Source organism: Paenibacillus guangzhouensis (genome assembly GCF_009363075.1).
Taxonomy (GTDB): domain Bacteria; phylum Bacillota; class Bacilli; order Paenibacillales; family Paenibacillaceae; genus Paenibacillus_K; species Paenibacillus_K guangzhouensis.
Genome location: NZ_CP045293.1, coordinates 863916 through 878527, shown reverse-complemented (window position 1 = coordinate 878527; position 14612 = coordinate 863916). Strand labels below are relative to the sequence as shown.

General features: G+C 47.8%; 15 protein-coding genes. 6 read left to right on the top strand and 9 right to left on the bottom strand.

Going from position 1 to position 14612, the window contains the following annotated elements; genetic code table 11:
* Nucleotides 1-2: 2 nt before the first annotated feature.
* Both GCU39_RS03730 and aroA read right to left on the bottom strand, forming a co-directional pair.
* Nucleotides 3-434, bottom strand: a complete 432-nt coding sequence (locus tag GCU39_RS03730; protein WP_152392276.1) for a CoA-binding protein — start codon at nt 432-434, stop codon at nt 3-5.
* 47 nt (nt 435-481) lie between these two features.
* Nucleotides 482-1771, bottom strand: a complete 1290-nt coding sequence (gene aroA / locus GCU39_RS03725; RefSeq protein ID WP_152392275.1) for a 3-phosphoshikimate 1-carboxyvinyltransferase — start codon at nt 1769-1771, stop codon at nt 482-484.
* A gap of 110 nt (nt 1772-1881) precedes the next feature.
* On the opposite strand from aroA, the gene GCU39_RS03720 reads away from it, so the two are divergent.
* Nucleotides 1882-2181, top strand: a complete 300-nt coding sequence (locus tag GCU39_RS03720; protein ID WP_152392274.1) for a rhodanese-like domain-containing protein — start codon at nt 1882-1884, stop codon at nt 2179-2181.
* An 11-nt stretch (nt 2182-2192) separates the two neighbouring features.
* Here GCU39_RS03720 and GCU39_RS03715 read toward each other — a convergent pair whose 3' ends face one another.
* On the bottom strand, nt 2193-2705 hold the full coding sequence (locus GCU39_RS03715) for a shikimate kinase (RefSeq protein WP_227793432.1): 513 nt from the start codon (nt 2703-2705) through the stop codon (nt 2193-2195).
* Nucleotides 2706-2913: 208 nt separating this feature from the next.
* On the opposite strand from GCU39_RS03715, the gene GCU39_RS03710 reads away from it, so the two are divergent.
* A complete protein-coding gene (locus GCU39_RS03710; RefSeq protein ID WP_152392273.1) occupies nt 2914-3246 on the top strand; it encodes a hypothetical protein in 333 nt (110 codons plus the stop codon).
* Here the strand turns inward: GCU39_RS03710 and gndA are convergent.
* From gndA to GCU39_RS03685, 5 genes are all read right to left on the bottom strand, one after another.
* On the bottom strand, nt 3230-4639 hold the full coding sequence (gndA, locus tag GCU39_RS03705; RefSeq protein ID WP_152392272.1) for an NADP-dependent phosphogluconate dehydrogenase: 1410 nt from the start codon (nt 4637-4639) through the stop codon (nt 3230-3232). The two genes, GCU39_RS03710 and gndA, sit on opposite strands and share 17 nt — an antisense overlap.
* A 148-nt stretch (nt 4640-4787) precedes the next feature.
* Nucleotides 4788-5384 (bottom strand): hypothetical protein, encoded by a 597-nt coding sequence (locus tag GCU39_RS03700; RefSeq protein WP_152397072.1) that lies wholly within the window; start codon nt 5382-5384, stop codon nt 4788-4790.
* A 185-nt stretch (nt 5385-5569) separates the two neighbouring features.
* Nucleotides 5570-6727: an ABC transporter permease gene (locus GCU39_RS03695; protein WP_152392271.1), complete on the bottom strand. Its 1158-nt coding sequence runs from the start codon at nt 6725-6727 to the stop codon at nt 5570-5572.
* Entirely contained in the window at nt 6720-7919 is a 1200-nt protein-coding gene (locus GCU39_RS03690) for an ABC transporter permease (RefSeq protein WP_152392270.1), read from the bottom strand. Before GCU39_RS03690 ends, GCU39_RS03695 begins: the two co-directional genes overlap by 8 nt.
* A 14-nt stretch (nt 7920-7933) precedes the next feature.
* Nucleotides 7934-8869, bottom strand: coding sequence for an ABC transporter ATP-binding protein (locus GCU39_RS03685; protein ID WP_152392269.1), 936 nt, complete (start codon nt 8867-8869; stop codon nt 7934-7936).
* Between the two features lie 177 nt (nt 8870-9046).
* On the opposite strand from GCU39_RS03685, the gene GCU39_RS03680 reads away from it, so the two are divergent.
* Genes GCU39_RS03680 through GCU39_RS03670 form a run of 3 tightly spaced genes read left to right on the top strand, consistent with a single transcriptional unit; the run spans nt 9047 to nt 11518 of the window.
* Nucleotides 9047-10219, top strand: coding sequence for a sensor histidine kinase (locus GCU39_RS03680; protein ID WP_193726757.1), 1173 nt, complete (start codon nt 9047-9049; stop codon nt 10217-10219).
* Nucleotides 10216-10863: a response regulator transcription factor gene (locus GCU39_RS03675; protein ID WP_152392267.1), complete on the top strand. Its 648-nt coding sequence runs from the start codon at nt 10216-10218 to the stop codon at nt 10861-10863. The genes GCU39_RS03680 and GCU39_RS03675 overlap by 4 nt, the downstream gene beginning before the upstream one ends.
* 16 nt (nt 10864-10879) lie before the next feature.
* Nucleotides 10880-11518 carry a YktB family protein gene (locus tag GCU39_RS03670; protein WP_152392266.1) on the top strand — a complete coding sequence of 213 codons (639 nt, stop codon included), beginning with the start codon at nt 10880-10882 and terminating at the stop codon, nt 11516-11518.
* Between the two features lie 72 nt (nt 11519-11590).
* Here the strand turns inward: GCU39_RS03670 and GCU39_RS03665 are convergent, their stop codons facing one another.
* Complete coding sequence (locus GCU39_RS03665; RefSeq protein WP_152392265.1) at nt 11591-12862, bottom strand: MFS transporter; 1272 nt, start codon at nt 12860-12862, stop codon at nt 11591-11593.
* A 206-nt stretch (nt 12863-13068) separates the two neighbouring features.
* Here GCU39_RS03665 and GCU39_RS03660 point away from each other — a divergent pair, with 206 nt between their 5' ends.
* Nucleotides 13069-14544 (top strand): aminotransferase class I/II-fold pyridoxal phosphate-dependent enzyme, encoded by a 1476-nt coding sequence (locus GCU39_RS03660; protein WP_152392264.1) that lies wholly within the window; start codon nt 13069-13071, stop codon nt 14542-14544.
* Nucleotides 14545-14612: the final 68 nt, after the last annotated feature.

Here is a 14612-nt window from a genome sequence, read left to right as displayed (position 1 = left end):
TGTTATTGGCCGCCGGGTAACAACACCGCGTCAGCGACTTTAATACAGACGTCCATTACAACTTTCAGGCCGCCCTTCGCAGCAATGTTCGCTGCACTAATATTCATAATACCTTGTTGGAGCCAGAGCGTCTTTGCGCCGATCGCAACAGCTTCTTCAGCTACCGGCTCACAGAATTCGCTTCTACGGAATACGTTTACGATATCCACCTGTTCAGGGATATCCTTCAATGATGCATAGCATGTCTCGCCAAGAATCTTCGTACCTGCCACGACGGGATTTACCGGAATAATCCGATAGCCTCTGCGCTGCATCGCTTCCGATACCAGGTAGGAAGTTCGATCCGGCTTCTCTGACAATCCAACGACGGCAATGACCTTCGAACTGCGGAGTATTTCACGAATTTCTTCTTGACTTGGGTTCTGATATGCCATTTTTCCTAGCACCTCCGGAAATTATAATTCATTTTGAGCTATAAGACTTATACCCACTCGATTTGAGCACCGATGGATCTCATATGATCGAAGAAGATCGGATACGATTTCGCCACGTGATGGGCATCTTTGATCCGAAGCGGCGCCTTCGCGCGCAATCCAACGACCGACAACGCCATAATTACGCGATGGTCGTAATGCGCATTAATCTCGACTCCGCCTTCTACTCCTTCAGGACGGCCATGGACGATAATCTCAGCCTGACGCTCTTCGACATTTGCCCCTGCTTTGCGAAGCTCATTCAAATAATCCGTAATCCGATCACATTCCTTATAACGCAAATTCTCAACGTTATAGAATCTGGATGTGCCTTCGGCGAAGACGGCAGCTGCGACCATCGCCAGCACCGCATCCGTAGCGGCATCCCCATCGAACTCCAGTGCTTTTAATTGTTGGTTTCCTTGCACATGAACAATTCCATTCTCATGTGTGAGCGGTACTTCCATCATGCGGAGCACATCGACAATCGCACGTTCGCCCTGCTTACTATTCTCTGCTAAACGATGAATTTTTACATCGGAATTCGTCACAGCGGCAGCAGCAAGTACAGCGGCAGATCCTGGATAATCCCCTTGAACGATATATTCTTTGGCCTGGTATTGCTGGCGGCCAGGTACTTTGTAATGCATCAAGTCGTCACTCGCATGAATTACAATCCCCGCCTGCTCCAGCACTTCCAGCGTCTGTCCAACGACAACCTTCGATTTCAGATCATCCAAGACTTCGATTTCACTATCTTCCTCCAGCATCGGCGTAAGGAACAACAAAGCGCTTAAGAATTGCGAGCTGACATTGCCTGATACAGTAATTTTACCGCCTTTTGGCTGACCGCCGCGAATCGTAATCGGAAGCTTGCCCTCTTGATGTTCGACTTCAACACCCATCTGTTGCAGAGAATCAATTAGATCATGATGCGGACGTTTGCCAAGTGAATCTGGATACGTATTAACAAATGTCACTTCAGGACATAATGATGCAATTGCCATTAAGAAGCGCAAGACAGCGCCTGCGTTGCCAACATTCAGTTCACGAACATGCGCAGGGCGATTGCCGAAGCCTGTAATGACAATCTTGGTCTCATCCTCTTCAATTACAGCACCTAGATCGCGGATACAACGACGCATCGCATCACTGTCTTCACTATGGGCAGGGAAATGGATCGTACTGGTCCCGTTCGCGAGCGCTGCAACGAGCAAGTAGCGCGTCGTATAGTTTTTGGAAGATAGGGCTTGAATCTCTCCTTCAAGCCTCGAAGTTGGGGTTACAATCACATCCACCTTGATTCACTCCTTCAATAATATATGTTAAAATAAGGTTCAGATTGTTCATACATCTAGATCCAATATAAGATCTTACGTCAGAATGAAAAATAATGGGGGACTACCTAATGAACATTGTACAAATTCAACCCGAGGAAATAAAAGCAAGACTGGAACGCGGTGAATCATTAAATATGATAGATGTGCGCGAGCCTGAAGAAGTCGCACAAGGCATGATTCCTGGCGCCGTTCATATTCCACTCGGTCAAATCCCTGATCGGATCGAAGAGATTCAGCAGACAGGTGAAATTATTATGATCTGCCGCAGTGGATACCGCAGCGAACGTGCTTGCGAATATCTGACGCAGCTCGGCCTTGAAGGGCTGAAGAACATGGAAGGCGGCATGCTCGCTTGGAACGAACTCTAAGCCAATCCGTCTTATCGATGATGGCCTAGAATGATCCCGACGATCGTATCCACTGTCAAATCGGTCGTATCGATCGTCAAATCGGCAAATCGATATACATCCTTGCGTTGTTCTAATAACGTATGAACACGTTCTTCCACATTTCCTTGCAATAACGGTCGATTCGGATCCTGCGACACACGAGCAATAATGCTGTCCGCATCGGCCGTTAGCGCAATCACTTGTCCGCCGGCTAACATGGCAACTCGATTCGATTCACGAAGGACGCATCCGCCGCCAGTCGATACAACTTGTCCATCGCCCTGCAAGATTTCCTGAATCGCTTCCTGCTCCAATTGACGAAACACTTCCTCGCCGCTTGAAGCGAATATTTCAGGAATTGAACTCCCTGCCTTCGATTCGATATATGAATCCGTATCAACGAACGTATAATTCATCATCTCAGCAAGCATTTTCCCTACAGATGATTTACCTGTACCCATAAAACCAATAAGAATAAGATTACGTTTTTTGACATGTTCCAACAGTTTTCACCTCGAGTAGCGATTCTTCTGTGAGCGAAACTTCCCATATCATACCACACTTAAGGAAAGATTACATTTGAAACCCGGAAAAGAACATATAAATATCCCTGGAAATTTATCGATTCTAAACGTATAAAAAAGGGTTTTTCATCGTAAAGATGTTAATAGCCTTTTTTTCGCTAATTTGGAGATAGGAGTGAGCCATTTCATGCAGCTGGAGACATCGAACAAACACAATGTAACCCAACGCCTCGATCGAATCTTTGATCCGAATCACTCATTATGCAAGGATGACATTATTTACGTGCTAGAATTCATTAAAAAAAGGGTGGCTGATAAAGACCCACGATTATTGGATCTATCACAACCACGCCTTTTAGAGAATTTCCAATATTTCGCTGAAGCCGCCATGTTGCTCACGCATCGCCGTACAGGGCATGATCAGGAAATTAACCGACTCCGCCAGCTCTTATTGGAAGCCGTACACGGGCTGTATCCTCAAGAACAGGAGAGCCGGTCCGATATTAATCCATCCAGTTGAAGTGGAATGTTCCTTCCATATCCACACGTTTGAATGTGTGCGCACCGAAGTAATCGCGTTGTGCTTGCAATAAGTTCGCTGGAAGTCTTTCTGTACGATAACTGTCATAGTAAGCAAGCGCGCTGGACATGCCTGGTACAGGAACGCCGTTCGCTACAGCTGCCGAAACAACTTGTCTCCATGCATCCTGATAGTTCTCTACGATATCCTTGAAGTATGGATCAAGGAGCAAGTTCGGAAGATTAGCATCACGATCATAAGCATCTTTGATGTTCTGCAAGAAACGGGAACGAATAATGCATCCGCCGCGGAAGATCATTGCGATGTTGCCGTATTTCAAATCCCAACCGTATTCGTCGGAAGCTGCGCGCATTTGAGCGAAGCCTTGTGCGTACGATACGATTTTACTTGTGAACAATGCTTTGCGAACAGCTTCGATGAATGCAGCGCGATCGCCGTCGAATGCCGATACTTTTGGACCGTTAAGCACTTTGGAAGCTTGAACACGTTCCTCTTTCATTGCAGACAAGAAACGGGAGAACACGGATTCCGTAATCATGGAGAGCGGAACGCCGAGGTCAAGCGCGCTTTGGCTTGTCCATTTTCCTGTACCTTTTTGACCTGCAGAATCAAGAATCACGTCAACCATAGGTTTTTTCGTTTCTGGATCATATTTAGAGAAGATATCTGCCGTTATCTCGATCAGATAGCTGTCAAGTTCGCCTTTATTCCACTCTGTGAAGATTTCATGCAATTCTTCAGCGCTAACGTGAAGAACGTTCTTGAGAAGATCATACGCTTCACAGATCAATTGCATATCGCCGTACTCGATGCCGTTGTGAACCATTTTTACATAATGTCCAGCACCATCTGGTCCGATATACGTACAGCAAGGGTCGCCGTTTACTTTTGCGGAGATCGCTGTAAGAATTGGCTCAACCAATTGATAAGCGCTTTCCTGTCCGCCTGGCATGATCGAAGGACCTTTCAATGCGCCTTCCTCACCACCGGATACGCCTGTACCAATGAACCGGAAGCCTTTGTCTTCGAGCTCTTTGCTGCGACGAACGGTATCAGGGAAGTAAGCATTACCGCCATCGATGATGATGTCCCCTTGATCCAAGTGCGGAAGAAGCTGTTCGATCGTAGCATCGGTCGCCTTACCAGCTTGTACCATGATCAAAATTTTGCGAGGAGTTTCAAGCGATTGTACGAACTCTTCAATGGAGTATGTACCGAATAAGTTTTTGCCTTGCGCCTCTTGTACAAGATCGTCTGTTTTCTCTCTTGAACGATTGTACACGGAGACCGTAAACCCTCTGCTCTCAATGTTTAGCGCGAGGTTTTTCCCCATTACCGCCAAACCAATAACCCCGATTTGCTGTTTCGACATTTGGTTTTCCACCCTTTTCCTTTGTATATGTAGATTTTCTCAATATACCTATTTTACTCTTTTTATATGCAGAAGTGAACCCCTAACTCCATCACACACCAAAAACACCCCAACAGCCGTGAGGTGTCTGGAGAACATACAACCCCTACTAGCATTCAAGCTGCAGCATTTCGCTGCGTAAAACAAGCAATTTTTCTTTGCACTGCTGCACACATGCATCATCTTCCCGCTCCAGCGCTTCATACAAATTCGACAGCTCATAATCAAGCTCCATGCGCAATACGCCAATGCGGTCTTCCGCTCGTGTCGATTGGAAGGCACGAATCATTTCCTCGGTCGTGACAAGCGGCCGCTTCTGGAAAATAATCCGATGATCCACACCGGATACCTCGACAAGCAGAATTAACTCCCCAAATAAAATGCTCTCAATCAAAATTTGTCGATCCTTAAACCGCTTCACAACCGCATGCCCTCGGGTATCCCCAATCAGGCGCTCCATAAACTCTGATAACTTCTCGTCTTTAATGGTGTAGTTGCCGACAATTTTATAACGATTCTGTATTCGCTGGAAACGTAGTTTGACCAGCTTACGACCTGTACGCACGGAAATGATAAATAATGATTCATTCTCACTCCAATATAAGGAGTAGCCTTCATGAATCAAATCGCGAATCAAATTCTGGATTGTTCTTCGATCAAACCGCAGCTCCAAATTGCAATACTCCACTTCGTAGCTCTTGTTCACGGCAATTCCTCCCTTCATGTGATTGAATCCTCCAGCCAAGCCTAATCTCCATCTAAAAATGTTGACAACTTATGGATTTACCATATCTTATACGTTATTTTATGTTTCGGTAACTTGGTTTATTGACTATTTTCAAGCCTGATTCTTCATAAAAAGAAAAAGCCCCTCGAAAGGGACTTTCTCGTCTATAAAGCTTTCTGCGCGGGCCGGAGGATCGACGCCCCGATCGATAGCAAAAGAACGGCAAATAGCAGCAATATTCCTAAATTCGATGCAATGGTCGTTAGTTTCTCTCCATCAGCAAGCTTCATCGCCGCGTCAATCGCCCATTTCTGCGGTACGAAATTCGCAATCTTCTGCATAAAATCCGGCATAATCGCGATCGGCCAGAAGCAACCCCCAATCATGCATGTAGGCGTTACTAGAATATTGTTCACTTGCCCCAAACTCCTCGTATCCCGAACCGTTCCAGCGATTGCACTGGACATACCTATCGCTGCGAGCAAGAAGCATTCGAGCACAAGGAATAGCGCCCATACGGGAATGCCATTGTATTCATACCCGATCACATACCGTGTAAAGAGTAAAGTGACCGTAATCTGAATCGTACCGATCGCCGCATTCCCGAGGAAATTCCCTAAGGTGATCTCCCAAGTGTGCACTGGAGCACTAAAGACCCGCTGCATGGTTCGGTTCACCCGGTCTTCCATAATAATATGGATACCGCCGCTGCTCATCATTAAGAGGAACATGAGCATGAATCCGATAATCGAATTAAAGTACGGATTCGAATTATAGTGTCCAGGATCTACGTTCGTCTTGATCGCAGATTGTTCTTGCTGAGCAAGCAGTTGTTCGAGCAATGCTTGATGATCTTGCCCCTTCGCCGTATCTGCCGCTCTCGTCTGAACGATAGCCTGCTGCACGCGAGTGATCTCAGCATCGCTATATTGGTGCAGCATGACAGTTGACTTCGTCTGCGTAAGTTCAAATAATTCTACCTCAGGCTGCTTGCCTTCCATTAAGACTGCAGAGAAGTCCCGCGGAATCACGAGAGCCCCACTCGCCTGATGCGCAACGATCTGACGCTTTACTTCTTCTATGCTGTCAACTGCTTCGACCGTGAAGCCTTGTTTGCCTTGCAATCCGGTCGCCATATGCTTCCCGAGCTGTCCTTGGTCCGCATTGTAATAGATAATACGTATATTCTCAGCCCCCATCGACGCAGTGACTCCAATAATGGCGGAGATGACAGCAACGGGGATGATAATCCGACTGAGTAGTGCTTTTCGATTGCCAAGCATACGACGAATGAAAGATCCAGCAATGATTAGGCTATTCATAAATGCTCCCTACCCTTCTTGAGAAACCTACTGCCAGTACAAGCAGCACAGCGGCGATGCCCATCAATACGATTAATAAATTCCATGCCGTACCCACATCCACACCCATCATGAATCGAAAAACACTGCCATTAGCCCAATAATTCAAAGTGAATTTCCCAGCGCCTTCGAGTTCTCCCCCGACGAATACAATCATGCCGCCGCTTAGAAAGGTCATGACAAATACAATGGTTGAGTAGATTGATTCCACTGCCTTACTGCTCTTCAGAATACCCGCAAGAATCGTGGCAAGACAAATTGATGCAATGATCGTGAAGAACGCGGTCAGACCTACCCCTAAGAGGTGCGTTCCCCAATCTACACCGTATACGAGGCCCGTAAATCCGATAATAATCGCACCTTGTATGATCGACTGGATCGTAGAGCCGAGTAGTTTGCCCAAGAGCACGTGAGAGACAGGTACTGGCGCGGCAATCATTCGTTGAAACGTCTTGTTCTCCACTTCCTGCAGCAGGCTAATCGCTGCTGACATCCCCCCGAACAACAAGAACATAATGAGCATCGTGCAAGAATAATACTGGAAGGAGCTCGCTTCGTAGAGATTATCCTGCAGCTTGCCGATCTTCACTGCACTTGCCGATTCCGCGACCTTGCTAGCATGATTCGTTGGTATACCGACTTGATGCTGTCCATCCGCAATGGAATTCTTCCCAAGAACGATGGCTGCAGCTTGCGTTTGTGTTGCCTGATCTGTAAAAGTTTGCAGCATCATTCGTGCCATATCATTCTTGCTCGCGCTAGGCCCTGCGACGTACGTCCAATCTGCTGTACGACCGCCCATGATCTCTTGCGAGAATGCGGCTGGAATGATAAGCCCTCCATCTGCCTCATTTGTTTTGATAAGATTCTTCAATGCCACCTCAGAATCCACATTCGTTATTTCTAAGATCTCTTGCGTCTTCGTCGATTGGAAAAATTGCTGCAAGATCGTCTTCATCATGCCTGCATCTTGGTTATACACCGCAAGCTTTACTTGCTCAGGCTTGTATTCACTCGCAGAGAATTGACTCGACAGTGCAGATCCTAACACGAAGATCAATAACAATGGCAAGACGAACAAGATAAGAAGAACGCTTCGCATCCGCGAAATTTGAAGCAGTTCCAGTTTCATGACAGTCAATATGTTACGCATATGATCCTCCCCCCTTAGTCACGCAAGGTACGTCCAGTTAACGATAAGAATAGCGCCTCCAAATTCGGTTCAACACGCTTGAACGAAATTGGCTTAATCTGATGATTCGACAAAATGAATAGTATATCTTGGAATACGGTATCCGTTGGCTTCAGCAAGATCTCCAGTTCATTCTCCTGAACTTCGACACTCAGAATATGCGGGTGCCTGCGAAGCTCAGCGAGAGCGGGATCCCGCAAGGTATCCACGGTAATGAACATTTTCTCATCACGTCCAAGTTGTTCAAGCAATTCTTCCTTCGTACCGCATGCAATCAATTTGCCGTGATCCATAATCCCGACCCTAGTACTAATCGCTTCAACCTCTTCCATATAATGACTCGTGTATATGATCGTTGATCCCATGGCATTTAGCTTCCGAATCGACTCCATGATGTGATTGCGCGATTGTGGATCAATCCCTACCGTCGGTTCATCCATGATGATAAGCTCCGGATGGTGCATGATGGCACAAGCGATATTCAATCTGCGCTTCATCCCGCCCGAGTATGCCCCAGGCTTATCGCTCGCACGATCCTTCAACCCTACGAAATCCAGTGCTTCATCGACCCGCTCCCGCAGCAGCTTGCCCCGAAGTCCGTACAATCGGCCAAAGAAAGTAACATTCTCCCGCGCCGTAAGCGCCTCGTAGATCGCTAAGTCTTGCGGTACAAGCCCGATCTTCTTCTTGATATCTAACGTATGCTTGTGAACTGATCGTCCATCGATCAGAATTTCGCCTTGATCATAAGGCAAGAGACCAGTCAGCATATGGATCGTCGTGCTCTTGCCCGCTCCGTTCGGTCCGAGTAAGCCGAATACTTCACCCTTCTCGATTTTGAGGCTTAAATGATTTACTGATACCTTCGTATCATAACGTTTTAATACTTGATTCAATTCAATAAAACTCATCGCCCGTATCCCCTTCCGTTCCTTCACCGTTATGTGGTATGTACTCATTGTAGGAAATATCTCGCAACAGCACACGTCCGATTGGTCATGAAATGAAGGTGACGAAAGTCATCTCATGACCGTAATGGCTCGGTATGGTATACTATTTTCATGATTTTGGACGAAAGGTGTGCCATTATGTTCGCCATTTTATCCTGGGTACGTCATCTCCTCCTTGTCATTCCGGCCATCGGAACGATTTGGTGGGGAGATATCGGTTCACCTGCTGTTTATGTCGCATTCACCCTCATGACGCTGCTGGTGGCTCGTGTGAGGTTGCTGCAGTTTCAGCCATTTGCGTTTATCCTGTTCACAGCTGAAGTGGCACTCTGCATCTATATCAGCCTTCACTATCAAGGCATCATGTTCTTAATGCTGCTATCTCCGTTAGTCGCATTGTTCGAGCCTTCATCACCTTGGAAGAATCTGAACCACCAAATCGCTGGAAGCCTTCTCCTGCTCATCGGATATAACCTCGCGCTCGTGCATCAGGCTAGCATGATGGTGTTCGTCGCCAATGTCGCCTTCTTGCTCACGGCACTGCTATTGATCAGCATCCGAATTACTTCAGTTCAGAAGCATGAAGCGGAATCGCTATACGATCAATTAAGCTTAAGTCACATGGAATTAAGCGAGGCGCGAACGCGACTTGTCCAGTATGCGAAGCAGGTCGAGCAATTCGCTCAGCTTGAGGAGCGGAATCGGATCTCCAAAGACATTCATGACGACCTCGGGCACCGGCTTATCCGGCAGAAGATGATGACAGAAGCCATTCTACAAATCTACAAGACGAAGCCAGATCAAGCGATTGCCATGCTCGAACAGGTTCGTGATCAAATGAGCGATTCCATGGAGACGCTTCGCCGGACCGTACGACGCATTGCGCCGCCTATTCAAGATTCTCAGCAATATTCGCTGGATCACTTGATTCAATCAACTCGTGAATCTTTCGGGATTGCTATGGAACATCAGGTGGAAGGTATGCCTTACGCGCTCTATCCTAGCATCGAATATGTCCTCTACCGCAATGCACAGGAAGCCGTCACGAATGCGCTTCGTCATGGAGGTGCAACCGAGGTTCACATTCTACTACGCTATGATTCGGACCAAATCCTGATGAGAATCAGCAACAATGGCCGTGTGCCCGATTCAGAGCAGCTTCAGAAAGGCATTGGTCTAAGGGGCATGGAAGAGAGGGTCCACTTAATCGGCGGACAATTGCAATGGTCTTGCACGGATCAATTCAGCATTATGACCATTCTCCCGCATTATCCTAAAGAAAGAAGCTTATCGGAAGGAGCAATACTATGATTCGAATCCTCCTCGTGGATGACGATGCGTTCATCCGGGAGAGCTTGAAGATGATCCTTGACTTGCAGCAGGATCTTGAAGTCGTCGGTACCTGCGCGAATGGAAATGAGGCGCTCGCGTTCGTCCAGGCCCATCCCGAAGTTGAGCTGGTACTGATGGATATCCGTATGCCAGAATGCGATGGAGTGCAAGGAACGAAGCTGATCAAGGCGCATGCGCCTCATGTTGCTGTACTCATCTTAACGACATTCGATGATGATGATTATATTGTGGAGGCCATTCGTCATGGGGCAGGCGGTTATCTGCTCAAGAATATCCCTCCAGAGCGGATTATGGAAGGCATTCGAACCGTTCATCGTGGCGACCTGCTTATTCATCCGGATATTGCGAGGAAACTCGCGACGCTCGTAAGCGAACCGAAACCGAATCCGCCGGCGCTTGACCGCAGCACGAAGCTTGCGCAGCACCAGCTGTCGAAGGCGGAGCAGCAGATTGTAGAGCTCATTGCCGCCGGCAAATCCAACAAGGAAATTGCACAGACACTTTTCCTAAGCGAAGGCACCGTGAAAAATTATATTTCAGACATCCTTAGCAAACTATCCTTACGAGACCGAACGCAAATCGCAATCTTTTACTTAACATAGGAGGCCTAACCTCATCATGACAACCAATACACAATCGATACCAAACTTTGTTGCGGAAGACTTTAATGTCTTCGCTATTTCAGGGCTAGAAGCGCGTATGAGCGCCTTAATCGAGCGCGTGCGTCCAAAGCTTACCGAGCTTGGTAACCAGCTTGCGTCCCATCTAACGGCGCTCTGCGGCGAAGAGATGTTCCCGCACGTCGCAAAACATGCTAGACGCACGATCAACCCGCCGAACGACACTTGGGTCGCATGGGCAAACAACAAACGCGGCTACAAAGCCCACCCGCACTTTCAAGTTGGCATGTTCGGGTCGCATCTCTTTATTATTTTCGCCGTCATCTATGAGAGCGATAATAAGAAGGTGTTCGCGAAGCATCTTGCTGAGCATCTTAAGGAAGTACGCGAGACGATTCCAGCGAACTACTTCTGGTCGCTTGATCATATGAAGCCGGAAGGAACGCCGCATACGGAGATGAATGACGAGGCGTTCGAGACGATCATTCACAAATTGCAGCATATCCAGAAATCCGAAGTGCTCTGCGGTCTGCGCATTGATCGCGATAATCCACTACTTGCCGACGGCGAGAAGCTGCTCCGTACGATCGAACATACTTTCGAACAGCTGCTTCCGCTATATCGACTCGCTTTCTGATCTTTGCCCACATAGATGAAAAGGCAGTACAGTTCCCACGATAGGACACCGTACTGCCTTTTATTTTGCAAATTAGGCCGTCACTTTCGAACGCGATCTTGACGTCATATACCAATGGATGCCGAACAACGAGGCTAACACCAAGCTGCTGCCATAGAACGGCGCATGCGGACCTAGGATGTCCCACAGTCTCCCCGAGATAATCGGACCAACGACCATCCCAGACCCTTCGATCGTAAGAAAGAATCCCCAGACCGCCCCCCGCTCCGATTTCGGAATCACCGATGCAATATAAGCATTCCAAGCAGGAACGATTAGCGCATAGCCGACCCCAATTAGGCATACCAGGATATAGACCAGGAACATCGAGCGCGCTGTCGCAAAGATAAATAACGTGACAGCCGTTATACCAAACCCAATATGCAAGAACCATTTCGTTCCGATCTTATCCACCCACCTTCCCATCGGGATAAGGGCCAGCACCGTAATCCCTCCCCCTATCATCAGCAGAACACTATACTGTGCCGGCGTTAGACCAATAACCGTTCTGGCATAAAGCGTGATAACGGGAGTTAACAACCCAATCGAGAAGGTCTGCAGAAAGAGCCCGAAGAAGAACAGCCAACTGACATGCAGATTGCGCCGCACCTCACGCAAGGTCTCCCGCACTTTGCTAGATAGATTCTGAACGGATAGTCTCGCACTTGGGCTGGATATCGACTTCGAACTGCCTTCATGGGCATGAATCTCCTCTGTCTGCTGTCTGCCCGGCAAGAAGAGCGCTACAATCGTTACAACAGCCATGCAGATCAACAGAACGCGAAAAGCCGGCGCATACGAGTGCGCAACGAAGAAATTGATCACGACCGGGCCGACGCCGGTACCACTAAGCCATGCCACATAAACGATGCTCAGCACGGTCCCTTGCGCCTTCTCACCCGCAACCTGTGTCGTGCCGGTCACGACGCAGGGCCACAGCGGTGATGTCCCAATACCAAGCAATAGACAAGCGAATACGATAAGAAATAAATTCGAGGTAAACGCAATTAGGCCTACCGAGATAAATGTAATGATCAGCCCCACCAACATTGTGACGCGGTATCCTACACGCTCCGTCACCCAACCGATCGGACTGCGAAATATATTATCCCCGATATATTGCAGGGAGAACGCCCAGCCAATCGCAAAAGCTGATAGTCCAAGGACTGTCCCCATATAAATGGGAAGAATTGTAACGAGCAGCGCTCCCTTCACAAATTCCACAAGAAATAGAATAACCAGCAGCTCAATCACAAACGGAGATAACAGCTGCCGCAGCTTATGTTTCTTTGTCGTCCTTTCCATATTCAACCAACTCCTCTATCAACTTCGTCTTCCTTATCAAGTCCGTAAGCAACCCTATTCCACTAGTGTGGCCCAAGTTGATGGAAAAATTGCACATCATCCATGAAATCTTCCAAATATCCACTAATAAATTGCTTGCATTCCCCCACGTTTTTGTTATACTTCTCCTTGTTTGTTTATTATTTCGAGAAAGTTGGGATGAAAGAATGGATCATTCACGTACACCTTTGTTCACTGCTCTTCGGCAGCACGCGGAGAGCAATCCCGTTCAGTTTCACATCCCAGGCCATAAAAAAGGAGCCGGCTCTGATCAAGAATTCCGTGAATTTATCGGCGATAACGCCTTTTCTATAGACTTGATTAATATTGCTCCCCTAGATGACCTGCATCAGCCGACTGGCGTAATCGAGGAAGCGCAGAAGCTTGCCGCTGACGCCTTCGGTTCGGACTACACGCTATTCTCTGTCCAAGGGACAAGCGGCGCGATCATGACGATGATCATGTCCGTCTGTTCGCCTGGCGACAAGATTATCGTCCCGCGCAACGTGCACAAATCGATCATGTCCGCCATCATCTTCTCTGGCGCGCGTCCGGTCTTTATCTCGCCGGCTCGTGACGAGAATCTCGGGATCGATCATGGCATCACGACACGCTCCGTGCGCCGGGCTCTCACGAAGCACCCGGATGCCAAGGCTGTTCTTGTCATTAACCCGACGTATTATGGTATCTGCGCCGATTTGAAAGAAATTGTAGATCTTGCGCATTCTTTCAACGTTCCAGTTCTTGTCGATGAGGCACATGGTGTACTGATTCATTTCCATGAGGACCTGCCGATGTCCGCGATGCAAGCTGGTGCCGATATGGCAGCGACAAGCGTGCATAAGCTGGGCGGTTCGATGACGCAGAGCTCGATTCTTAACGTAAACACGAAGAACGGCCACATTAATCAACAACGCGTACAGACGATTATCAGCATGCTGACAACAACATCAACTTCGTATATCCTTCTCGCATCATTGGATACATCTCGTCGCAACCTTGCGCTTAATGGCCATGCGATTGCAGAGGAAGCCATTCGGCTCGCTCAGTATGCGCGTACCGTCATTAATTCGGTACCAGGTCTGTATTGCTTCGGTGATGAAATTCTAGGCGGCGAGGCGACATACAACTATGATCCGACGAAAGTGACGATCCATGTCCGTCATCTAGGTATCACAGGCTACGAAGCTGAGAACTGGCTGCGTGAGCATTACAATCTCGAAGTCGAGCTCAGCGATATGTACAATATTCTGTGTCTGGTCACACCAGGGGATAATCAGGAGTCGGTAGACACGCTTCTCCGCGCTCTTCGTGAAATGTCAGAGACCTTCTACAATCGCAATGAAGTGAAAGAAATGGTCGTGAAGATCCCAGAGATCCCGCACCTCTCCCTGACACCGCGTGAAGCGTTCTACGCAGATACGGAGGTTATTCCGTTCAAGGAATCCGCAGGACGAATTATTGCGGAATTCATCTACGTCTATCCGCCAGGCATTCCGATTCTGCTGCCAGGCGAAGTCATCTCGCAAGAGAACATCAACTACATCATGGATCATGTGGAAGTAGGACTTCCTGTCAAAGGACCTGAAGACCGCAGCATTCAGAATGTAAAAGTGATTGTCGAGACAGAAGCGATTTTCTAATCATCCACGTATAAAAGGGACCGCCTCGAAGTTCAAAATGAACTTGAAGGCGGTCCCTTCGTTATATA